At 56.5% G+C, this 22135-nt stretch carries 17 protein-coding genes and 2 tRNA genes; 5 read left to right on the plus strand and 14 right to left on the minus strand.

Translation table 11 applies throughout. From position 1 onward, the window contains the following. Window positions 1–15 precede the first annotated feature (15 nt). From EQG79_RS08080 to EQG79_RS08105, 6 genes are all read right to left on the minus strand, one after another. A complete protein-coding gene (locus tag EQG79_RS08080) occupies window positions 16–768 on the minus strand; it encodes an SDR family NAD(P)-dependent oxidoreductase (protein WP_129601046.1) in 753 nt (250 codons plus the stop codon). 123 nt (window positions 769–891) lie between these two features. Continuing rightward, window positions 892–1509, minus strand: coding sequence for an ABC transporter ATP-binding protein (locus EQG79_RS08085; RefSeq protein WP_170315645.1), 618 nt, complete (start codon window positions 1507–1509; stop codon window positions 892–894). A gap of 251 nt (window positions 1510–1760) precedes the next feature. Next, complete coding sequence (gene lpxA, locus EQG79_RS08090; protein ID WP_077920619.1) at window positions 1761–2558, minus strand: acyl-ACP--UDP-N-acetylglucosamine O-acyltransferase; 798 nt, start codon at window positions 2556–2558, stop codon at window positions 1761–1763. A gap of 133 nt (window positions 2559–2691) precedes the next feature. Further along, window positions 2692–4086 (minus strand): bifunctional UDP-3-O-[3-hydroxymyristoyl] N-acetylglucosamine deacetylase/3-hydroxyacyl-ACP dehydratase, encoded by a 1395-nt coding sequence (locus tag EQG79_RS08095; protein ID WP_077920618.1) that lies wholly within the window; start codon window positions 4084–4086, stop codon window positions 2692–2694. A 71-nt stretch (window positions 4087–4157) separates the two neighbouring features. Continuing rightward, the gene (gene lpxD, locus EQG79_RS08100; protein WP_129601048.1) at window positions 4158–5186 is read right to left on the minus strand and encodes a UDP-3-O-(3-hydroxymyristoyl)glucosamine N-acyltransferase; all 1029 of its coding nucleotides are present in this window, start codon (window positions 5184–5186) and stop codon (window positions 4158–4160) included. Window positions 5187–5289: 103 nt separating this feature from the next. Continuing rightward, entirely contained in the window at window positions 5290–6540 is a 1251-nt protein-coding gene (locus EQG79_RS08105) for an HD domain-containing protein (RefSeq protein ID WP_129601049.1), read from the minus strand. Window positions 6541–6678: 138 nt separating this feature from the next. On the opposite strand from EQG79_RS08105, the gene EQG79_RS08110 reads away from it, so the two are divergent. Next, window positions 6679–6752, plus strand: a tRNA-Ile gene (locus EQG79_RS08110). A gap of 59 nt (window positions 6753–6811) precedes the next feature. Here EQG79_RS08110 and EQG79_RS08115 read toward each other — a convergent pair. Then, the gene (locus tag EQG79_RS08115) at window positions 6812–7993 is read right to left on the minus strand and encodes a dipeptidase (protein WP_129601050.1); all 1182 of its coding nucleotides are present in this window, start codon (window positions 7991–7993) and stop codon (window positions 6812–6814) included. A 167-nt stretch (window positions 7994–8160) separates the two neighbouring features. On the opposite strand from EQG79_RS08115, the gene ubiE reads away from it, so the two are divergent. The 4 genes from ubiE to EQG79_RS08135 all read left to right on the plus strand — a co-directional run bounded on the left by ubiE (window position 8161) and on the right by EQG79_RS08135 (window position 11461). Further along, window positions 8161–8895 carry a bifunctional demethylmenaquinone methyltransferase/2-methoxy-6-polyprenyl-1,4-benzoquinol methylase UbiE gene (gene ubiE, locus EQG79_RS08120; protein WP_077920897.1) on the plus strand — a complete coding sequence of 245 codons (735 nt, stop codon included), beginning with the start codon at window positions 8161–8163 and terminating at the stop codon, window positions 8893–8895. Beyond that, window positions 8841–9575: a type IX secretion/gliding motility protein PorT/SprT gene (porT, locus tag EQG79_RS08125; protein ID WP_077920614.1), complete on the plus strand. Its 735-nt coding sequence runs from the start codon at window positions 8841–8843 to the stop codon at window positions 9573–9575. Before ubiE ends, porT begins: the two co-directional genes overlap by 55 nt. A gap of 441 nt (window positions 9576–10016) precedes the next feature. Further along, window positions 10017–10091, plus strand: a tRNA-Val gene (locus tag EQG79_RS08130). 470 nt (window positions 10092–10561) lie between these two features. Beyond that, window positions 10562–11461 carry a bestrophin family protein gene (locus tag EQG79_RS08135; RefSeq protein WP_077920613.1) on the plus strand — a complete coding sequence of 300 codons (900 nt, stop codon included), beginning with the start codon at window positions 10562–10564 and terminating at the stop codon, window positions 11459–11461. Between the two features lie 1226 nt (window positions 11462–12687). Here the strand turns inward: EQG79_RS08135 and EQG79_RS08140 are convergent. From EQG79_RS08140 to EQG79_RS08170, 7 genes are all read right to left on the minus strand, one after another. Then, window positions 12688–13749, minus strand: coding sequence for a glycoside hydrolase family 2 TIM barrel-domain containing protein (locus tag EQG79_RS08140; protein WP_129601051.1), 1062 nt, complete (start codon window positions 13747–13749; stop codon window positions 12688–12690). A gap of 100 nt (window positions 13750–13849) precedes the next feature. After that, the gene (locus EQG79_RS08145; protein WP_129601052.1) at window positions 13850–15286 is read right to left on the minus strand and encodes an MOP flippase family protein; all 1437 of its coding nucleotides are present in this window, start codon (window positions 15284–15286) and stop codon (window positions 13850–13852) included. Window positions 15287–15319: 33 nt separating this feature from the next. Further along, entirely contained in the window at window positions 15320–16192 is an 873-nt protein-coding gene (locus EQG79_RS08150; RefSeq protein WP_129601053.1) for an alpha-1,2-fucosyltransferase, read from the minus strand. 63 nt (window positions 16193–16255) lie between these two features. After that, a complete protein-coding gene (locus EQG79_RS08155) occupies window positions 16256–17740 on the minus strand; it encodes an O-antigen ligase family protein (RefSeq protein ID WP_129601054.1) in 1485 nt (494 codons plus the stop codon). Window positions 17741–17768: 28 nt separating this feature from the next. After that, on the minus strand, window positions 17769–19982 hold the full coding sequence (locus tag EQG79_RS08160) for a GumC family protein (RefSeq protein WP_129601055.1): 2214 nt from the start codon (window positions 19980–19982) through the stop codon (window positions 17769–17771). 3 nt (window positions 19983–19985) lie between these two features. Next, on the minus strand, window positions 19986–20738 hold the full coding sequence (locus tag EQG79_RS08165; RefSeq protein ID WP_077920607.1) for a TolC family protein: 753 nt from the start codon (window positions 20736–20738) through the stop codon (window positions 19986–19988). Between the two features lie 160 nt (window positions 20739–20898). Further along, window positions 20899–22134 (minus strand): glycosyltransferase, encoded by a 1236-nt coding sequence (locus EQG79_RS08170; RefSeq protein WP_129601056.1) that lies wholly within the window; start codon window positions 22132–22134, stop codon window positions 20899–20901. Window position 22135 lies beyond the last annotated feature (1 nt).

Below are 22135 nucleotides of genomic sequence, written 5' to 3' on the forward strand. Positions count from 1 at the left end.
TTTATTTCCAGTTTATTACTGCGCCAGGTAACCGCCATCGACCGGGTAGTACGAACCCGTTACGAAGGAGGCTTTATCGGAGGAGAGCCAGATAACCAGTTCAGCGACCTCGTCCGACTTACCCAGCCGACCGATGGGATGCATACTGATGAGTTGCTCCCGGGCGTCGGCGGGCAGTACCGACAGCAAGGGGGTATCGATATAGGCAGGGCCAACGGCGTTGACCCGAATGCCGGATGCTGCGTATTCAAGGGCCGCGGTTTTGGTCAGTCCAACGACGCCGTGTTTGGCCGCTACATACCCCGGCGAGTTGGGGGTACCCACCTGCCCCAGGATAGAGGCCATGTTTACCACTACCCCAGTACCCTGTTTGGCCATCTGCGCCAGCTGGTATTTGAGGCAATAAAAAACGCTGTTCAGATTGATGTTGATTATGGTCTGCCACCCTTCCAGGCTATAGTCGGCGGTCTTGTTCAGCTCACCCCCGATACCGGCGTTGTTGCAGGCAATATCCAGTTTGCCATAGCGATTGACGGCTTCGTTCACCAGCCGCTGGCACTCGGCGGGGTCGCCTACGTCGGCCAGCACGAAATGCGCCTGCACGTCCATTCCCTTGATCTGTTCGACGACAACCTGCCCTTTTTCGGCATCGATATCCGATACCAGCACGTTCGCACCATGTTGTCCATAAAGCAGAGCAATGGCTTTCCCGATCCCCGAAGCGGCTCCCGTAACGAGCGCTGTTTTTCCAGCCAGTGAATGTTCCATAATCCCGTGTGTTTGCTTTACAAACAAGCCTACCCCTAAATAGTTAGGCAAGTAGTCGCTTATCCATGAAGTAACAACATAGGAAAAATAGGCAGTCGGCGCAGCGCAGCCCGTCGTCAGGGCTTACTTCCAGCGCATTACGTCCATAACATTCGGACAGAAATCGTATTCGTCGGGAATGTTGGAGCCTATAATCAGGAGTTGGGTGGGGCCAAGCTGTCGCACCTGTTCGTGGTACCAGGCCGCCCCCTGCCGGTCGAGGTTGGCCGTGGGTTCGTCGAGGATAACGACCGGCGAGTCGGAGAAGAACGCCAGGCCGAGTTTCACCCGCTGTTTCATCCCCGATGAGAAATACTTGACTTCTTTATGGCGGGCGTGGCTCAGCAGCAGCCGATCGGCTACCAGGTCGGTTGTCAGGCCCGCCTTGAACGGCTTGAATGTCTGGTGAAACCGCAGCAGCTCATCCAGCGTCAGCTCCTCGATCAGCTCCAGATAGGGGGCAGCCAGGCTGATATGCCGGAACCAGTTATCGGGATCCAGGTCTTTTCCGTTGAGGCTATAGGTAAGCTTCCCTTCGGTCATGGGTAAACTACCGGCCAGCAGCTGCAGCAGCGTCGATTTCCCGCTTCCGTTCGGTCCGACGAACGTATAGCTCGTTCCGGCCGTAAACGTCAGATCGACCCGCCGAAAGATCCACTCTTTCCGGTATTTTTTCCCAACCTGATCCGCTCTGATGACCATAATTCGACTGTTATGTCGTTTTTCCTCTTCTCACCGTGGTCCGTGTCCTCACGGACCACTTATGCGACAGCAATACCATCTGGACAGGAGACGCGATACCATCCGGATAGGAGACGCAAAGGGTTGCGTCTCTACGACACCACACCATGGTTCTGCTCCACGGTGGCCGTTACCACCGTGGTGGTGAAACAAAGAATGGACAGCGATCGCCGGGTGGCGTCTCTATCCATTCGTGGTGGTTTTGGTATGCTTTATTCGCGTTCGGTACCCGATGAGGTCGGTCCTTTCATGATGCCCCGCTCGGACGAACGGATGAAATTAACGATCTCGTCGCGCTCATCCGATGGCGGCAATTCGAGTTCGATCTGCGTCAGCGCATCGGCGTTGTTCAGGCCACGCAGGTAGATATAGCGGTATATTTCCTGAATTTCGTTGATGCGGTCATTGTCGAACCCACGCCGACGGAGACCGATCGAGTTGATGCCCGTATAGGACAGCGGCTCACGAGCGGCTTTCGTGTAGGGCGGCACGTCTTTCCGGACCAGCGACCCGCCCGAAATCATAGCGTGCGCGCCGATTTTCGTGAACTGAAGTACCGAACTCGACCCGCCGATAATGGCCCAGTCGCCCATGTACACGTGGCCGGCCATCTGGACGTTGTTGGTCAGAATGCAGTGATTGCCAATGCGGCAGTCGTGGGCTACGTGCGCGTAGGCCATGATGAGGCAGTTGGCGCCGATCTCCGTTTTCCAGTGTTCTTCGGTACCGCGGCTGATGGTGGCGTATTCACGAATAGTCGTGTTGTCGCCAATGAACGTCCGCGTGTACTCGTTTCTGAACTTGAGATCCTGCGGAATGGACGAGATGACCGCGCCCGGATAAATTCGGCAGTTACGGCCAATACGGGCACCTTCGTTGATAACCGCGTGCGAACCAATCCACGTCCCCTCTCCAATTTCAACATCCTTGTGAATAATAGCAAACGGCTCAATCACCACATTGTGCGCAATCTTGGCTTCGGGGTGTATGTACGCTAATGGTTGAATCATGTTCTTCTAATGATGAATGATAAACGATGAATGATAGGGGAACCCGTCGGAACCTCAGCGAATGATTTGCCCAGCCGGGCAGCATGATGAAAACCAGCGATATGGCTCCTCATCAGGTATCATTCATCGTTCATCATTTCTTTTTAACCAGACTGGCAATCATGTCGGCTTCGCAAACCAGCTGGTTGTTGACGTACCCCCGGCCCTGCATTTTCACAATACCCCGCTTCATGGGTGTGGTGAACTCACACCGGAAGATTACGGTATCGCCCGGCAGAACGTTGCGCCGAAACCGGCAATTTTCGATACCGACCAGAAAGGGCCAGTAATTTTCAGGATCAGGTACCGTACTCAGTACCAGAATACCACCCGTCTGAGCCATCGCTTCCAGCTGCATTACCCCCGGCATAACTGGGTTTCCCGGAAAATGGCCCGGGAAGAACGGCTCATTCATGGTCACATTTTTGATACCAACCACGCTATTCTCGTCCAGCGCGATGATTTTATCGATCATCTGAAACGGGTAGCGGTGGGGCAGCAACTGCGAAATTCGGTTGATGTCCAGAACCGGCGGTTGGGTAGCATCGTACTTAGGCACCTGATTAGCCGCGTTTTTGAGCATCAGTTTTTTTATTTTTTTGGCGAAGGCAACGTTGGCTGCATGGCCGGGCCGGGCCGCCAGGATCTGCGCTTTGATGGGCCGGCCAATCAGCGCCAGATCGCCCACCATGTCGAGCAGTTTATGGCGGGCCATTTCGTTGGGATAGTGCAGTTCCAGGTTGTTCAGAATGCCTTCCCGCTTGTTGACGCCTACCTTCGACTTGTGCAGCAGGTCGGCCAGGTAGTCCAGTTCGCCATCGTTAACCTCGCGGTCTACGATCACGATCGCGTTGGTGAGGTCACCCCCTTTGATCAGGTTCTGCTTGTAGAGCGCTTCGAGTTCGTGCAGGAACACGAACGTCCGGCAGTTGGCGATCTGCTCGGGAAACTGGCTGATGTCGTTCAGATAGGCGTGCTGGCTGCTGATCACGCGCGAGTTGTAGTCGACCATAACCGTCAGCCGGTAATCGTCCAGCGGCAGGGCGGCCAGTTCAATATCTTTTTCGGCATTACGGTAGTGAACGTACTCGCTCACTTCGAAGTAGTTACGCTGGGCGTTCTGCTCTTCGATACCGGCGCTGCGGAGAGCCTCGATGAACTGAATCGACGAGCCATCCATGATGGGCGGCTCGGGACCATCCAGCTGAATCAGCACGTTATCGATCTGTAAACCAACCAGAGCCGCCAGGGTGTGTTCTACGGTATGGATCCGGGCACCACTTTGCTCGAGGGTCGTTCCCCTCGACAGGTCTACCACGTTGTCTACATCGGCGTCCACGATGGGCTGGCCGGGCAGGTCGACACGCTGAAATTTATAGCCATGGTTGGTGGGCGCGGGCAGAAACGTCATCGTAGCCGAGACGCCCGTATGCAGGCCCACACCCGATACCGATATGGATTTCTGAATGGTCTGTTGTTTGGTATTCATGCGTTTCCGTTTTCAGTGGATGCGTTTGTCGACTTCAGCCCCGAACAGGACCGATGCCCGAAACCTGAAAACTATTTATTGTTCTTTTTCTCGAGTTCACTGACCCGCCGGTCAAGATCGGGTAATCGGCGGAATATAGCCTGCGAGCGCATGTTGTCGCGCAGCAGGAAGGCGTGCGACCCGTTCAGCGAGGTTCCCTCTTCGGTAATGTTCTTACCAACGCCCGACTGAGCGCCTACTTTGGTGTTGTTGGCAATGGTCAGGTGACCGGCAAAGCCGACCTGTCCGGCTATAACGCAATTTTCTCCGATTTTGGTCGATCCGGCAATGCCCGTTTGGGCAGCAATGACGGTATTCCGGCCAATCTCGACGTTATGGGCAATCTGGATCAGGTTATCCAGCTTAACTCCCTGGCGAATAATTGTCGACCCCAGCGTGGCGCAGTCGATGGTCGTGCTGGCACCGATGTTGACAAAGTCTTCGATGATGACGTTACCCAGCTGCGGTATGGTCTTGTACGAGCCGTCGGCCTGGGGCGCAAAGCCGAAGCCTTCGCTGCCGATAACGACGTTGGGATGCAGCACGCAGAAATTCCCGATCACGCAGTTGTCCATAATCCGGACGCCAGCCTGCAGAATGGTGTTATCACCGATCCGCACGTTGTTACCCACATAGGTATGTGGATAAATTTTGACGTTTTTACCGATCTGGCAGTTCCGGCCGATGTAGGAGAAAGCCCCCCGGTAAATCTGGTCGCCGATCTGGCTTCCTTCGCCCAGGTACGATGGCTCTTCGACCCCCATCCGGGCAAAACTAATCTGCTTATGATACTCTTCGAGAAGGCGGGTAAAGGCAGAGTAGGAATTTTCTACAAAAATAAGAGCCGACGAAACCGGGCGTTTAGGCTGAAACGAACGGTCAACAATAACCGCCGAAGCCCGGGTCGTATAGAGATGTGGCTCGTATTTCAGATTAGACAGAAACGAAATGTCGCCTGGCTGTCCTTCCTCTATTTTGGCTAACTTACTGATTGCCAAACTTTCGTTGCCGGCAACCTCGCCATCCAGCAGCATAGCGATCTGCTTAACTGTAAACTCCATATACGTATAAAGCCCGTTCCGGAACGCTCTGTTTCAACGGGTATTTGGGCCGCTAAGGTAATTAACAAATTGCACTTTCCCGCACTGAGCCTCAGCCGGGCACTTACTTCTCGACCTCGTTGAACGCCAGATTCCGTGCCCAGCAAACGTAATACCGCCGAACAATATTAGTCAGCACCTGAATATTCGATAAATCGGATGCATCGGCTATATCGATTACGTTACCCGATTTCAGTTTTATACTGATCCGTTCCTCGGATGGCATATAGGCCGCATTGGTAGCCTGACCCTCCACCAGGAAGTACGACAGGGCATCGTCAGACAGGCCCAGCTCGCGCAGCTGGCCTTCGATCTGGGTCAGCAGCGCCCCCGCAAACGGCTCTGTCGACAGCAGAATTTTGAACAGACGGCGGTCGAGCAGCATCTGGCAGAGGGTTGCCAGCACCCAGTCGTCGTGGGTAGCCCACTGCTTGACGCACGACCAGACATCATAATCGTCGAGCCGGGTAAAGGCATTCAGGTAAGTGCGGTCGGTCCGGAATTCGGCGAGCGAGATACTGTTGGCCAGAAACAGCCGGAACGGATCGGGGGCGTAGATAGCCGCGCCCTGCCGGGCCAGGAACCGCGCCCGGCGCAGGATCTGAACCAGCATCGACTCGCAGCAGATCGACGTTTTGTGCAGATACACCTGCCAGTACATCAGCCGCCGGGCGTTGAGGAAATTTTCGACGCTCAGAATTCCTTTGGCCTCTACAACCAGCGTATCGTCGGCCAGGTCGAGCATCTTGATGATGCGCTCGGCGCCGATGGCCCCTTCGGCCACGCCCGTATAGTAGCCATCGCGGTTAAGGTAATCCATCCGGTCCATATCGAGCTGGCTCGACATGAGCTGGTGAAAGAAAGGCCGTTCGTAGGTGCCTTCAAACATCCGGATCGCCAGCGACAGCCGCCCGCCCATCTGCTCGTTCAGATCATGCATGAGCAGCAGCGAGATTTCTTCGTGCGGCACGTTATCGAGCAAACAGCATTCGAGCACGTGGGAAAACGGCCCGTGCCCGATGTCGTGGAGCAGAATACCGATCTGGGCGGCTTCGCACTCGGCATCGCTGATGCGGTGTCCTTTGCTTTGCAGGGTCTGCATGGCCTGCCCCATCAGGTGCATGGCCCCCAGCGCGTGATGGAAGCGCGTATGCAGCGCCCCCGGATATACATACTCCGACAGGCCTAACTGCTTGATACGCCGAAGCCGCTGAAAATACGGATGCTCGACCAGGTCGAACAGCAGTTCAGTCGGTATGGTGATGAATCCGTAAACGGGGTCGTTCAGGATTTTTTTCTTGTTGGGCGCTGCCATGCGGCAAAAGTAGTAGACAGATGCACAGGATTTAGCCGATTTTTTAGCAACGGATCACCGAAAATCCGGCCCATCGCTGCTATTCTGCCTAAAAATGCTTAAATTTGCATCGCTGACGTCAAGCAATTGACCAGCAACGGGCTTGTAACTCAGTTGGTTAGAGTGCCTGACTCATAATCAGTAAGTCCCAGGTTCGAGTCCTGGCTGGCCCACAAAAAACCGCAGTATCGACAGATGCTGCGGTTTTTTTAATGGAGCGGAGCTGCCAGCCTTACCTGACCTTTGCCTGGCCCAGGACGCGCAGCAGGTTACCCCCCCAGATTTTGGCGATGTCTGTCTCGGAGTAGTTCCGGCGTACCAGCTCGGCGGTCAGGTTTTCGATCTGGCTGACGTCTTCCAGTCCGTTAACGCCCCCGCCCCCGTCGAAGTCAGAGCCGATGCCGACGTGGTCGATGCCGACCAGCTTCACAATATGATCGATATGATCGACAATATCGGCCAGGCTCGCCCGCTCCGACGCGTAGGCTTTCGCTACCGAATCGCTCAGGGCCGTCATTCGGGCTTCCATCTCGGGCGTAACGACCTTGCCTACGCGCGCCATCCGGATTTTGGTCTTGGCCGCCCGGTGCGCTTCCGACGGTTTTTTCAGGTAATCGCTCACGAAGTTGACCTGCACCACCCCGCCTTTGGCCGCAATGGCCTTAATCATCTCGTCGGTCATGTTACGCGGAAAATCGCAGAGGGCGCGGCTGTTGGAGTGCGACGCAATGACGGGCGCTTTCGATAGTTCAAGCACGTCGTAAAACGTACTGTCGGCCACGTGCGAGACATCGATCAGGATGCCGAGCCGGTTCATTTCGGGCACCACCTTCTTGCCAAACTCGCTCAGCCCGCCGTACATCGGCCCGTCCGGATCGGTCGACGAGTCGCCGATGAGGTTGTTGGCAAAGTGGGTCAGCGTCATGTAGCGGCACCCCAGGTCGTAATAGGTTTTCAGCAGCGACAGGTCCTGCCCGACCGGGTAGCCGTTTTCCATACCGATGAACACGGCGCGTTTGCCCGCTTTCTCGATGCGGTAGGCATCTTCGGGCGTGGTAGCCAGCTCGGCCAGGTTCGGGTATTTTTTCAGCGCCTGATGGATCAGGTCAAACTGGTTGAGAGCGTTTCGTTTGGCTTCGGCATGGCCTTCGGGCGTGCGGGGGCCCTGCGAGGTATAAACCGCAAAAAACATGGCATCCATATTGCCTTCTTTCATGCGGGGAAAGTCGATCTGGGATCCGCTGCCTTTGGTGTTGTGGCGCTGGCCCACGTCGAAGCCTGCTTTCTGCATCATAATGGGCGCATCGGCATGGGTGTCGAGCGTCAGCACCCGCTGGTGAATCCTGTGCACATTTTTGTCGGGTGGGGCGAGGTAAACCAGGAAAGAGACAAGGGGAAGCAGAAAGAGATTCATGTGTTCTGGTTGTATAGTCAATGGGAAAGCTACGCAGAACCGCGCGGAAACGCAATCCCGAACCGATGGCACGAAACTTTCCGCTCAAACGCCCGGTTTGTCAGAAAGCGAAAAAGCCGGACGCAATTCGCCCTTTCGTTCATACACACTTTCGCTCACTGACGCCAATGGCCGTTGTACCCTACAAAGACAAAGACACCTCCAAGCGCGACCAGGTGGCTGAGATGTTTGACAGCATCTCGCCCAAATACGATCTGCTCAACCACGTGCTGAGTGGTGGTATCGACATCCTGTGGCGCAAACGAGCCATCCGCGAACTCCGGAAAGCCTCTTCCCAGCCGCCCAAACGCATCCTCGACATCGCGACCGGCACGGGCGATTTTGCCCTCGAAGCGCTGGCGCTGAAGCCCGAGACAATCGTGGGCATGGATATTTCGGAGGGTATGCTGTCGGTAGGGCGCGACAAAATGCGGAAGCGGGGTGTCGATCATATTATCGAGATGCGGTCGGGCGATTCAGAAGGTTTGCCGCTGCCAGACAATGATTTCGATGCTGTCATCGTTGCATTTGGTGTGCGTAACTTCGAGAATCTGCTGAAAGGCCTGACCGACATGTACCGCGTTACCCGTTCGGGTGGGGTGTGCGTTGTGCTGGAGTTCTCGAACCCGCGCCAGTTTCCGTTCAAGCAACTCTACGGTTTTTACTCCCGAACCATCCTGCCGCTCATCGGGCGCGCGGTGAGCAAAGACGCGTCGGCCTATACGTACCTGCCCGAATCGGTGCAGGCGTTTCCCGACGGTCCTGACTTTCTGCGTATCTACGAAGCCGCCGGTTTTACCAACACGAAATGGATACCGCTTACGTTCGGCGTCGCATCAATTTACATTGGCCACAAGCGCTGATTGTTTGTCTGCTGCTTAGTTCCTGCTGCCTGTCGGCCCACGCCCAGGGCTATAAGTACGTACGCAAGCACCTCGAGCGCTACGACGATAAAACCATTCATTACGGTTTTTTCTTCGCAGCGCCCGTTACCCGGTTCAGCGTGGGGTACAGCCCGGCCTTCGTTACGTCGGACTCGGCTTATCGGATCTATTCGCCCAACACCGGCAGTTTCCGGGTCGGGTTTGTGGTCAACACCTTTCTCGACGACCGGTGGGATCTGCGCCTGACGCCTTCCGTATCGCTGTTCAGCCGCGAAGTCAAATACGATTATCCCGGCGGCACCTCCCGCACCGAAACCCGCGAGTCGACCTGGCTCGATTTTCCGCTGCTGCTCAAATACAAATCGGAACGGCGCAACAACAGCCGCATGTACCTGCTGGCCGGGGGCGCGTTCAGTGTTGAAACGAACGTACGTCGGCGGGAAAATCAGGGCGCGAGCCGGCTAAGCACCAACACCATGGACCTGGCGGTGGAGTACGGGGTTGGGTTCGAGCAGTTTTTCGAGTTTTTCAAGCTGGCCCCCGAGTTGCGATTCTCCCACGGTCTGCTGAACCTCTACCGTCCCGGCACCAACGCGGCCAGCCTGGGCATCAACCGGCTCACCACCCACAGCGTTACCCTCTATCTGAACTTCGAGTAAAAGGCCCCTGGCGACCGGTAGGCAGCACCACCGCATGCCACCCGTAACGCCGGAACGCCTGAAAATAGTCGAGCCACTGCTGGTCATCGACTGGCTTCACCACGTAGGAGGTACCGCGATGCACGTACGACTGTTTTAGCTGACGTTGAGGCTGGAGTCATTGGCTCGTCGTTCAGCATACCTACCCATGCCACAGCTACCCTACACCAGTAGCCCCGGCCTACGAGAAGGCTCATCCTACGGAACAACCTTTCCGGGTCCGCGGTCGGCTGGGCAGACTACTTTTCCACCGGCCTGCCCGGCTTATTTTCAGCCCTTTAGCGGCTCCTGCGCCCGGGAGGGCCTATTTTTTTCAACTTTTTTTGAGTCATCGCTTGCAAAACCAATTAGCAGCCTGCTATATTTGCACTCCCAAACGACAACAACGGGCGGGAAAGAAAAGGGAGTTTAGCTCAGCTGGTTCAGAGCATCTGCCTTACAAGCAGAGGGTCGGCGGTTCGAACCCGTCAACTCCCACAAAGAAAAGGGTTACGTCAGCAATGATGGTAACCCTTTTTTGTTGGCCTTTGCTGGATACGCCAGGTTGGTTTGCCGCTCGATTCATAACGAACCATGTTTGCTGGCACTTGCTCTCTGGGGCACTGGCAGATAATCATTTTCCCTTCAGCCCGACGGCGAAGCTGGAATAGGATGCGCTCCGCGCATTATCAGAAACCCATTCGGTACCGGCGTTATCCGATACATCCAACGCTGTTTGTCCGAGCGTATGTATAGCCGTTGCCCGATCCCGTCGCGTCAGATTCTCTAATCAAATCCGCAGTTCGGGTGGTTTATACGGGTACCGGCACGGCCCAACCATTTCTTACCAATGCTGTTGTTCCGCGCTCCGACAGGAGGGGGCACAACAGCATTGGTAGCTGGCCAGCAGCCGGTTCCGGTTCGGCTTGGTCCGGATTTGACTTTACTTACTCAACGAAACGTAAATTATGCTGCTGAATCGCCGGATTCCTTTGTTATTCTTTGTGCGTGAAATACGCCGGGAGGCCCTGCTCGTTTTTCTGTTTGCCAATGTAGTTGTACTGGTCAAATTCTCCCTTGGTCTGTGGACGCTGACGATACCGATTGCCATACCAACCCTGCTGGGTACCTGTATTTCGCTGTTGCTGGCGTTCCGAACCAACCAGTCGTACGATCGGTGGTGGGAAGCCCGCATTGCCTGGGGCGCCATTGTCAACGATAGCCGAAGCTTTATCCGGCAGCTGATCATGTACCTGCCCGACGGTCCCGACCGACACGATCTGGTCCGTAGCTTCGTCAACCGCCATTGTGCGTGGTGTTATGTGCTGGGCGATGCGCTGCGGGGCCACATCATTCCCGATCATCTGACCAACTTCCTCAGCCCGGCCGCTACCAAACGTATCATGGAGTCCGATAACAAGCCGAACGCCCTGTTACTGGCCCATGGCGAGTCGATCCGGCGACTTTACGCCGAGGGCCAACTGACGGATTACCAGATGGTGCAGCTCAGCGATACGCTTACCAAATTTACCGACTCGATGGGCCGCTGCGAACGGATCAAGAATACGGTTTTCCCGCGTACCTATACCTTCCACATGCAGGTGTTTATCTACCTCTTCGCGGCCGTATTGCCCTTCTGCTTCGACGCCGACATGTATTACCTCGATGTGCCGCTGGTTACGCTGATCGGGTCGGCGTTTATCCTGATCGAAAAGAGCGCCATCCAGCTTCAGGATCCGTTTGAAGGCCGCCCGACCGATACGCCCGTAACGACCATTGCCAACACTATCGAGATCAACCTCAAGACGATGGCCAGCTACGAAGCCATTCCCAAAAAAGCCGACGCCCTCACGTATTATTCGCTTTAACCGGTACCGAGCAGGTGACGGTTGGTTGCTACCGGGTGCTACCGACATCTACCGACGCTGGCTACCGACGCTGCGCTGTATAGGCCCTGACGGGCCTATATGCAGGCCGGGAAGGTATTGGGTGGTATAGATTAAACGGGGAATGGCTGACTGCTACCGACGCTGCGCTGTGAAGGCCCTCACGGGCCTATATGCAGGCTGGGGAGGTGTTGGGTGGTATAGATTGGTGGAACCCGCCGACTGCTACCGATGCTGCGCTGTGAAGGCCCTCACGGGCCTATATGCAGGCTGGGGAGGTATTGAATTGGTAATTAGGGAATACGATGGGGAACGGCATGGGATGACCCGTCAGGGCCTTCGAAGCGTGGGTAGATGTCGGTAGGAACCGGTAGCCAATGGATCAGGCGGAAGCTACCGTGCATCACAATCAACATGGCCCGTGAGGGCCTATACAGCGCAGCGTCGGTAGATGTCAGCGGAGAGCGTAATGACGATCAACAAGGCCCGTCAGGGCCTACACAGCGTAGCGTCGGTAGATGTCAGAGCGTAATGACGATCAACAAGGCCCGTCAGGGCCTACACAGCGTAGCGTCGGTAGATGTCAGAGCGTATTGACGATCAATTATGGCCCGTCAGGGCCTACACAGCGCAGCGTCGGTAGCAGTCAGCCGTTCCTCGTTTAATCTATACCACCCAATACCTTCCCGGCCTGCATATAGGCCCGTGAGGGCCTACACAGCGCAGCGTCGGTAGATGTCAGCGGAGAGCGTAATGACGATCAACAAGGCCCGTCAGGGCCTACACAGCGTAGCGTCGGTAGATGTCAGAGCGTATTAACGGTCAATTATGGCCCGTCAGGGCCTACACAGCGCAGCGTCGGTAGATGCCAGCGGAGAGCATGATGATGATCAACATGGCCCGTCAGGGCCTACATAGCGCAGCATCGGTAGAGCGTAATGACGATCAACATGGCCCGTCAGGGCCTACACAGCGTAGCGTCGGTAGATGTCAGAGCGTATTAACGGTCAATTATGGCCCGTCAGGGCCTACACAGCGCAGCGTCGGTAGCAACCGGTAGCAGGTAGAAAAACCGTATGAGCGAACGCCATGGCCGTCCGATACATACCAGCTATGCATCGGACGGCCCGTCGATTTTACCGATACCCAATGCGGCTACCCGCTCTGACAAACCAGGCCGGGTGGTTTGGCTGAAACCGGGGCGGGTTCTATTGCTTACCGGTCAGCGCCCGGATCGTGCTGATTTCGTTGGGGCTGAAGGGGGTGCCGTCGGGACGGTAGATGTCGTGGAACCATAGCTCCGGCTCTTTGCCGCTGGGTACGGGCGTTCCCCAGGCAAAGATGGTATTGGTCTTACCCGCCACGAAGCCCCAGTTGATAGCGCCTACGTTTTCCTGCTTCAGCATCGGCATGATCGTCTGAAACAGGCTGCCGTTCTTCCGGGCCATGTATTCGGTACAGATCAGCGGTCGGTTGTATTGGCGCAGGTCGCGGATCAGCTCCTGATGCCGGTCGATGTAGCCGTAATGATGGTAGGTGATCACGTCCGAGTTTTCCAGCTGGAATTTGTTCAGCTCGGTAAACTTATCGCCCCAGCTCCAGACCCCGGCGCTGACGGGCTGCGACGGGTTAACGGCTTTGGCCCAGCCAAACACGGCTTTCAGCAGGGGCAGGCTCCGGTCGAAATACTGGCTGTTGCCCGGCTCGTTGTAAAGGTCCCAGAGCAATACGCGCTCGTCGTTTTTGAAGGTCGTCATCACATCTTTGACGTACCGCTCCAGCATGGCCAGGCTGTCGGGATGCTGATGAATCATGGTGCCGGGGTCGCGTACCCAGCCGCTGTTGTGAATACCGGGTTTAGGGTCGGGCTGTTTGCCGGGCCGGTATTCGTCGTTCCAGCAGTCGTCGAAAAAGACCAGAATGGTTTTGATACCGTGTCGGCTGGCAATCTGGAGGTACTGGTCCAGGCGTTTTTTGAACCCCGCCTGATCACTGGTCCAGGCTACGTGGTGCAGGTATACGCGCATGGCGTTCAGACCAAGCCCTTCGGCCCAGCCCAGCTCCCGATCGATGGTTTTAGGGTCGAAGGTAGCGGCCTGAAACATTTCGAGCTGGTTAATGGCCGTACTAGGCTGAAAATTGGCACCCCGCACCCAGCCCTGCTTCTGGTACCAGGCGTTTGCCTTTTCAGCACTCCAGACAGGGGTTTGCGCCAGCAGTCCCGAGCCGGCCAGGAACAGGCTCAGCAGAAGAATCGATACGTATTTCATACATCAAGTAGGGATTGGAATCGACTATATCAGGCGATAACGAGCCGTATCTACTCATCGACCGGCCGCCGGTGGCCCCTGCCCTGCCGTCTGGTCCGGGTTAAAGTGCCTTGCGCAGGGCCATGATTTCGGGGAACGACAGCTTGTACAGAAGCGTCAGGCCGCCGTATACCGCCCCGCCGATGGCAATCTGCATAGCCGCATTCACCGGCCCCGTATTGCCTATAAAGGTTTTGTAAAGCAGAATCAGGCAGACCATCGCCAGGCAAAAGGTGACGGGCAGCCGGATATTGGCGAAGAACGGTTTGTAGAACGAGCCGATGAGCCGGTGGGCAATCAGGAAGCTGAATACGTAATTGATGAACGTAGCCAGCAAAAACGCCAGCGCAATACCCGTTACGCCCCAGTACGAGCCCAGCCCATACAACAGCGGCACTTTGATCAGCAGGGTAACCAGGTTCAGATAAAACAGGATTTTGGGTTTTCCTTTGATAAAAACCAGGATAAACAGCGGATGGCTCATGCTCGAAAAAAAGCTCAGGAACACGAAAATACGCACCAGGTCGACGGAGCTTTCCCAGCCGGGGCCGTACAGGATCGGAATAACGATATCGGCGGTGATGAACAGCCCCGCCAGCAGCGGCATGTTGCAGTAGCTGATGATGTCGAGAATTTTCAGGTACGACCGCTTCAGCTCCTCGTTGTTCTCTTTCATACGCGCCAGCAGCGGGTGAGCTATCTGCAGAATAATCGGGTTGAGCTTGGTAACCGGATAAATAGCCAGCTGGTAGGCAATAGTGTAATACCCCAGGATTTTTACCCCGAGCAAACCACCGATCACGATATTGTCGGAGTTGAACTGAATGAAGCCCAGCAGACCATCGCCGATATTGTACATACCGTATACCAGATGCTCGCGGGCCGACTTCAGGTTCATGTACAGCAGCGGTCTGAAAAACCGGAAGCCCTGCTGAACCTGAATGGCCGATTTGGTGAGCTGCATCGATAGCTGGCCGTAAATCAACGACAGCTCCTCATACTCCTGATAGGCCAGCAATACGGTGACGGACGTGCCCACTACGGTACCAATGATATCGGTGAGGGCCACCGACTTAAACTTCAGCTCTTTCTGGAGAATGAACGAATAAATCTGGCCGACGTAAACGATCAGAAAATAGCAGGACGATAGCTGAATCACCTTCTCCAGGCGGGGCTCTTTGTAATAGGCGATAATCAGGGGCGAGCTGAAGTAAATCACCACGAACATGAGCGCGCCCAGCGACACATTCAGCAGGTAAAGCGTCGAGAGCACCTTCCGGTCACTCTCCTGCCGCGAAATGATGGAGTTGGAAAAGCCTACGTTGGTGAATATGGTAAAGAAATTGACGATCATGGTGCTGATGCTCACAATCCCGAACGCAGACGGGTCGAGCAGCCGCGCCAGAACGGCAATCTGCGCAAACTGACATACCGTAGCGATAACCGTGGCACTGGTTATCCACTTCCCTCCGTTGATGGCTTTATTGACCGTACTCATAGAAACAAATGATAAAACTGGTGTGGCAACAGATCAGAGCTTTACCCAGCTCTCGGGCACCAGATCTTTGGTGTTCCAGTCGGGCTTATTCCGGTACCACACCCGGGGCGCAATGACCGTTTTTTCGGTGTTGTTGTTGAGCCAGGCCCCCCACCAGCTGTAGGAGCTATTGGCAATGATGTTATGCCGGCATAGGCTCATCAGCTCCAGATCATATATGTCGCTGTCGGCGCCTTTGTTGGCGACGAAGTACGGGTCTGGAATGAACTGCATGTTTTCTTTCACCCAGTCGGTATCGTCACTGAAGACAAAAAACGTGCAGTTGCCATGAGCCACTTTCATCTGCTCGATCGCGTTTCTGTAGTAGTCGATCCCGATAAACCCGAACGACTGGCTGAACTCGGGATGGTGTACGTAATCGCCCCGCCTGATGTGTACCGATACCGGCAGGTTGCTGGCCAGCACGGCCTGTTTCTGACGCAGAAAATCGGGGCATGTCGCTTCTTTGAAGACCAGGTCCTGGCGCAGCGTGGCGGCTACATCCCGAAAGTATTTCTCCGACTGCCAGTAGCCCTGTAAAATGGTACAGCCCGCCCGCTTACGCAGCACCGACTCATCGAAATGATGCTGCTTTTCCCGGACCCAGCTAACCACCGGCGGCAGGCTCCGGTTGGGTAGTAGTTTGGTGCTTTTGGCCAGGTAGATGCTCGTTTTCCGGGCAATGGTTTTGTAATGAATATGAAAATGGTCGAGCTTGAACTGACGCGCCGTATTGTTCGGGTTTTTCATATCATAAAACCCAAGATCGAAGTAAAGCGGGGTGTTATTTTTCAGGGACAGATGCCGGGCCAGCGCGTACTGGAAAAGCTGATTGCCCAGGCCGCTCGTTATTTTTGAAATAATCATAGTCGGTACAAGTTTTCGATCGGATCAGGTTTTGGTACAAGACATTGTCAGGCTGGTTGCGGGCTAGCTGACAGCGGGTTGAGCCGGCGCAGCAGCTGCGGTCGCTTCTTTATCGAGTACCGGGGCTACCAGCAGCAGTACCATGGTCAGGTACACGACCAGGTTGGTAGGAAACTGCCCCAGCAGCTGGTTCCCGTACGAAGCGCCGACTATGCCCACGTAGCCGCACAGCAGCGCTTCCATCGTTGATCGCAGGCGCGGGTCTTTCAGCCGACGGATGTTGATCAGCGCCAGTACGATCATGAGCAGCACCGGAATCAGGTAGATAACGAGACCCACCACGCCGGTTTCGAGCCAGATACGAACGTACCAGCTATCGATGCCCAGCTCGGTCAGCGCGCCCGTAACGCCGTATTTAGCCCCGGTAGCGGTCATGCCCAGCCCTACACCGAAGGGTTTGTTCTGCATGATTATCTTGAAGGTCTTCTGGTTGTTGAGCCGCACCTGAAGCGACGGGTCGTTGGGGTCGAGCGAGCTGCGCATCCGCTGAATCTGGTAGTTGCTCTGCCCCACCCGGGTGAACTTCAGCAGCCCGTAGGCCCCCAGCAGCAGCAGCCCGCCGGCTACCAGCAGCGGCACGTTGCCTTTCAGCAGCAGATACACCGAAAACCCCATGCCCAGCACGAGTACAGGGCCGCGGCTTCCGGATACCGCAAACCCCCAGAAATACACCATGGCGAGTATAAACAGCCCGATTTTGCGCGACCATTTCGGCTCGTTCAGGCCCCGAATCAGCGTAAACACCGTGATATGGGCCATGACCGCCCCAAACTGACCCGCATCGGACACAAACGAGAAGCTGCGGAGCTGGCCCTGCAGCAGGTGGGTCGTATAGCCGAACGTTTCGAGCCATACTTTATCGGCCCCTACCAGCCCGATGTACTGCTGCTCGAACGACCAGATGGCCAGCACGAACGAGCAGCCCGACCAGATGCGGATAATCCGGTTCAGATCGGCCATCCGCGATATGGTAACTACCCCGACGATCAGCACCTGCAGCCAGTAAAACGAAAAGCCGCGCACACTGTAGAACCAGGCTTCGGCACTGCGCGACTCGGGGTTGACCAGCTGCAGAATGGTATAGATCAGCCACATCAGCACCGCATACGTCATTGGGTTGTGCAACCGGGCCGTATCGGCTTTACGCCCCGTAAACAGAATCCCTAGCAGCGAGATGGTCAGCAGCCCGTCGACCGTTAGCCCGAACGGAACCGCCACCGGCGACCACCGGCTGACCCCGCCCAGAAAGAAGCCGAAGTAAAAACTGGAGATCAGCCCCAGCTTAGGCTGCCGGAAACAACAGATGACGTAATAGAGGGCCGGCGGACCGGCTACCATGGCCAGCGCCAGCGGCACCCCGCCTTTGGCCACCACCTTGCCCAGCCCCGCCCCCAGCAGCAGCAACGCCAGCAGCGAACTCAGGCTACGCAGCGCAGGCCGGGTATCGAGGTAGCGGGCTCGGGAGTTTGTGTTCTGGAGGGGTAGCATGACGGGTAAAGCGCTGGATCGGGGCGGGTCAGCTCCGTTTGACGACGGCCTGTTCGGCCGCCTTATCGCGAACCTTTTTTTCTTTCTTCCGGGCCAGTTCGCGTTTGCGTTTGGCCAGCGGCCCCATCAGCGTTTCGAGCCGGTCGGGTTCAACGTCGTTCAGCACCGCTACCACGGGGCTGTAGGCCGCCCGTCGGTACAGGGTAGTCAGCTCCTGATCGGCCTGGCTCCAGGACGTCCGGGCGCTCACCACCAGCACCGACATGTCGCACTGCCCGATCAGCTGTACGGGCATCGGCGTGTTGAGCAGGGCGGGCAGCTCCAGAAAAATATAGTCGTAATCGGACAGGGTCTGCTCGGGGGTCGACTCCATGAACTCGGCCAGCCGGTCAACATCGGCCAGGTTGGTCAGCTGCGGATACGCGATCAGTTTGGCCTGCGACGTAGCCGGATTAAGCAGCTCGTCGACCCGCAGGTAGGCCACCCGCTTCCCCGATTCGGCAAAGAGGTCGCTGATGCGGCTGCCCACCCACGTTTTCCCCTGCTGGGGGCGGGTGCTGAAGATCAGAATCAGGTGATACGAATGCCGGGCCAGTCCGGCCTCCTGAATATCGACCAGAATACGGCTGCGCAACTGTTCCAGCATGCTGTGTTCGGCAAAGTCGAGGTCGTATTTCTCCAGCCGGGGCAAACGCAGAGGCAACGCAGCCGCCAGCGGGATGCTGGTCAGCGGCTCTACCCGCTCGGGCGACGCAATCGACTTGTTGAGCATCACCTGCCCCAGGGCTATCGACAGAATCAGGACAAACCCACCCAGCCCGGCGGCAATGATCAGCATACGCCGACTCGATGGCAAGGGCTTCATGGGCAGCGAGGGCGCATCCAGCACCGTCATGGCCCCGCTCATCTCCAGATCTTTCTGCCGCAGCCGGGCCTGGTTCAGGCTGTGCAGCGCATCGAAATACTCGCGTTCGGCCAGGCTGATTTCGCGCTGAAACCGCCCGATGGCCGAGCCTTGCGGAGCCATGACGTCGTAGACCTGATCAAACTCCTTGATCCGGTCCTGCATGGTTTTGAGCCGAACGGTAGCGCCCCGGTTTTCGAGGGTGTTGTCGAGGTATTTGCCCATCAGCTCCTGTTGTGGCACCGACTCGAGCGTATGGGTACTGTCGTAATACCGGGCCACCATGCCTTTCAGCTCGTCGGACACCCGGTTGGTGGTGGCCCGCAGCTTGTCGATGGCTTCTTTCGAGTAGCCGTACACCATGGCGTTGGAGAGCTGGGTCTGGGCCTTGTCCAGCTCGGCCCGTTTATCGTTCAGGGCTTTGTTGGTGACCAGCACCGAGCCCAGGTTGGTAATGCGCTGGTTGAGGGTGCCGAGGGCGGCATTGGCCGTTTCGAGGTTTCGCTTTTCCTGGTAATACTCCGTCGTGATGCCTTCTTTGGCCGCTGCCGTGTACTTCGACTGCTCGCCGTAGTTGATGATTTTGTTGTCGATGCTGTACTTGGTAAGCCGGTCTTCAGCCGCTTTCAGGTTGCGGAGGGCAGTCTGGGTCTGGTCTTCAAAGTAGCCCACTACGCTGCCGGTCTCGGAGGTTTTGAACGAGGTATAGCGTCGCTTGAAACTCCCGATCAGGTACAGCAGCGTTTGCTGGCAAATGGCCGGATCGGTGCCTTTACAGGACAGGTCGAGCATGTCGCTGTTGCCTTTGCGGCTGCTGGTAATCCGGCCCAGTATCGACTCAACCGCGTAGGGCGTTCCGGACTGGTAGAGCAACGACTTGACCGTATTTCCTTCGGGTTGCTTCAGCATGGCCTGCAGCCGCTCGTAGGTCGCTTCCTCGTTGCCCGGCACGATGGCTTTTTTCAGACTGGGCGTCATCAGGGCTTTCAGCGCCTTGAACGAGTTGGCCCCGAGCTGATCGGGCCGGGGCTGCCGCAAAACCAGGTGATGAGCCAGCAGGTGCAGCCCCACGTCCGACAACGTCTCGCGCGACTTGATGGTCGTCATGAGGTTGTCGAAGGCGTTGTTGACGGCCGTATTGTCGATCCGGTCGCTTTCGGAGCTGGTGATCGAATAGCCCGACGCGATACCCGTATAGACCGTAGCCGTAGAGGTGAACTCCAGCGGCATATCGCGCGTGAAGTAGGCCACGGAAGCCGTCAGCACCGCCGGAAACAGCAATAACCAGAGGAGCCATCGCTTAACGACCTGCACAATGGTGGCCATCGTCAGTGCCATAGCTTATCGTGCTTTTAGTTGACCCATATCGACGCCAACCAGGGCGCTCAACTCATACAGGTTGTTCATCAGATTACCCCGCGCAATTTCCGTCTTGATGTGCGTTTCGGTATAGCGGGTGCTGGCGCCAGCGTAATCGTCTACGTTCAGCCGCCCTTTGCGCCACTCGATCTCGGCCGTCTGGTACGCAATCAGCGATTTCTGCTCCAGTTCGATGTAAGCATTCACAATCTTCTGGTTGGTCAGCATAGTCTGGTACAGCTGACTGATTTCCCGGCGCAGGCCCAGCTTGATGCCATCCTGCTTGGCCACCGCCGACCGGTAGGCGGCCTGTTCCTGCCGGCTCCGGGCCCGGTAGCCAAGCAGGGCCCCTAACGAGATACCGGCCTGCACGCCAGCCCGGTATCCGTTCGACACCTGAATATTTTCGGCAGTGGCCGCGTTGCCGCCGGTAGCCAGCAGCGACTGGTTGCCGGTCGAGTAGCCCCCCGATACGCTGACTCCGCTCAGTAACGACGACCTGACCAGCCGGTTGGCCTCTACCTGTACGTCGAGCAGGGCTTTCTGCTCGCGGATGACCGGCGAGTTTTGCAGGGCCAGCTGATACAACTGTTCGAGCGGCAGCAGCTGATCGACCAGATCTTTGTCCAGATCAAACTGCAGGCTATCCGTAGTAGTAGCCGCAGCATAGACCCTCGGGCACGGTACCAGGCCCAGAGTCATCGTCAGCAAACAGACAACGAGAAGCAATTTCATTAGTAACGGTTCGTACAATTACTTTGCCAAAAGTAGGCCATTTAGTAGTTATATAGATTTCAAAGTTAACTAACAGTTTAAATATATAGCACATACGCTATCTTTTACGAACTACATACCTAACTACTATTAAATAAGTATATATACTTAGTTTAGTTGCCTACCTCATAGCGGGCTGACCCGACACGGCATCAGCCTGCGTTTCGGCTGCCGATGACCGGGTAAGTACCTCGTCGATGATGGCCGAAAACTGCTGCCCCCGGTGCTGCCAGGAGTTGGACCGGGCCATCTCGATCCGCTTGGACCGAAGGTCGGGCTTATCGAACAGCAGGTTTTCCTGAAGCGCGTCGATAAACGCATCGGTCGTTGGGGCTACCTGTATCAGCCCATCAAACTGGCTCAGATCGGTAAAATCCGTAGCTACAACCGGAATGCCGGTGGCGAGGTATTCATTCAGTTTCATGGGGTAAATGGCCCGGGTCTGCTCATTCCTGACAAACGGAATCAGGCCCACGTCCATCTGCCGGACCCAGGTCGGCAAATCGGCAGGCGGCTGGGGCCCCGGTGCCTGTACGTTTTCGAACTGACGCAGCCAGGCCGCCAGCGCCGGATCGGGTATACGACCAACCAGCAGAAACTGAACGTGGGGAAAACGGGTGAAGCAACGCTCCAGCAGCGACCAGTCGATCCGGTTGTCGAGCGCACCGATGTAGCCAATGGTTTTTACGGTTTTACTGGCTGGGCGCAGCGCGTCGGGCTGGTAAAACTGATCGAAATCGACCCCGTTTTCGACCAGGAACGTACGGGGCTGGTACGCCCGTTTGGCAGCCGCCAGCGCAGCCGAGGTAGTAACAACCGCATCGACCCGGCGTAGAAACTGCTTCTCAAGCCGTTCGCCATGCTGCCGGCTCCAGGCTTCGGCCCGGATGTCGTCGTAGCAGTAGTAAATCAGCGCCCGTTCGTTCAGCAAACCAGCCATAGCCACACCCAGCGACGGATGAAAGGCATTGATAACCAGCGGCCTGTCGAAATCCAGCCGATCGAGCGCCCGCCGGATACAGCGGGCCTGACGCCGGGCGTTCCAGTTCAGGAGGGCGGTATAGAGGGCGCCGGGGGGCAGCCGGTTGATGGGTAATGTCCAGGGGAGCGTCAGTACGTGCAGCGTTCCACCGGTAGCGGGTGTCTGGGTTGTCAGGCGGTCGGTCAGGCCCAGTACGGCCCGCAACGGTATCCTGGCCCGGCCCAGCAGGTGCTTGACCACATCGTTGATGGTAAACGCGTAATTGACAAACAACAGCCGGTGGCCTTTGGCCAGTTCGTTCATCAGCTGCACCGTCGACTTGTTATAATCGCCCGGCCAGCTGACCAGACCTACGCACACGATGTCTGTTTTCATA

This window comes from Spirosoma sordidisoli, assembly GCF_004138325.1.
In the GTDB taxonomy this organism is placed as follows: domain Bacteria; phylum Bacteroidota; class Bacteroidia; order Cytophagales; family Spirosomataceae; genus Spirosoma; species Spirosoma sordidisoli.

What these genes read in the sequence shown, in the direction of transcription:
- lpxD (WP_129601048.1), bottom strand. Translation starts at nt 5,186, where the DNA reads ATGGAGTTTACAGTTAAGCAGATCGCTATGCTGCTGGATGGCGAGGTT.
- lpxA (WP_077920619.1), bottom strand. Translation starts at nt 2,558, where the DNA reads ATGATTCAACCATTAGCGTACATACACCCCGAAGCCAAGATTGCGCAC.
- EQG79_RS08085 (WP_170315645.1), bottom strand. Translation starts at nt 1,509, where the DNA reads ATGGTCATCAGAGCGGATCAGGTTGGGAAAAAATACCGGAAAGAGTGG.
- EQG79_RS08145 (WP_129601052.1), bottom strand. Translation starts at nt 15,286, where the DNA reads ATGAGTACGGTCAATAAAGCCATCAACGGAGGGAAGTGGATAACCAGT.
- EQG79_RS08115 (WP_129601050.1), bottom strand. Translation starts at nt 7,993, where the DNA reads ATGAATCTCTTTCTGCTTCCCCTTGTCTCTTTCCTGGTTTACCTCGCC.
- EQG79_RS08170 (WP_129601056.1), bottom strand. Translation starts at nt 22,134, where the DNA reads ATGAAAACAGACATCGTGTGCGTAGGTCTGGTCAGCTGGCCGGGCGAT.
- EQG79_RS08080 (WP_129601046.1), bottom strand. Translation starts at nt 768, where the DNA reads ATGGAACATTCACTGGCTGGAAAAACAGCGCTCGTTACGGGAGCCGCT.
- EQG79_RS08160 (WP_129601055.1), bottom strand. Translation starts at nt 19,982, where the DNA reads ATGGCACTGACGATGGCCACCATTGTGCAGGTCGTTAAGCGATGGCTC.
- ubiE (WP_077920897.1), top strand. Translation starts at nt 8,161, where the DNA reads ATGGCCGTTGTACCCTACAAAGACAAAGACACCTCCAAGCGCGACCAG.
- porT (WP_077920614.1), top strand. Translation starts at nt 8,841, where the DNA reads ATGGATACCGCTTACGTTCGGCGTCGCATCAATTTACATTGGCCACAA.
- EQG79_RS08095 (WP_077920618.1), bottom strand. Translation starts at nt 4,086, where the DNA reads ATGAATACCAAACAACAGACCATTCAGAAATCCATATCGGTATCGGGT.
- EQG79_RS08135 (WP_077920613.1), top strand. Translation starts at nt 10,562, where the DNA reads ATGCTGCTGAATCGCCGGATTCCTTTGTTATTCTTTGTGCGTGAAATA.
- EQG79_RS08105 (WP_129601049.1), bottom strand. Translation starts at nt 6,540, where the DNA reads ATGGCAGCGCCCAACAAGAAAAAAATCCTGAACGACCCCGTTTACGGA.
- EQG79_RS08165 (WP_077920607.1), bottom strand. Translation starts at nt 20,738, where the DNA reads ATGAAATTGCTTCTCGTTGTCTGTTTGCTGACGATGACTCTGGGCCTG.
- EQG79_RS08150 (WP_129601053.1), bottom strand. Translation starts at nt 16,192, where the DNA reads ATGATTATTTCAAAAATAACGAGCGGCCTGGGCAATCAGCTTTTCCAG.
- EQG79_RS08140 (WP_129601051.1), bottom strand. Translation starts at nt 13,749, where the DNA reads ATGAAATACGTATCGATTCTTCTGCTGAGCCTGTTCCTGGCCGGCTCG.
- EQG79_RS08155 (WP_129601054.1), bottom strand. Translation starts at nt 17,740, where the DNA reads ATGCTACCCCTCCAGAACACAAACTCCCGAGCCCGCTACCTCGATACC.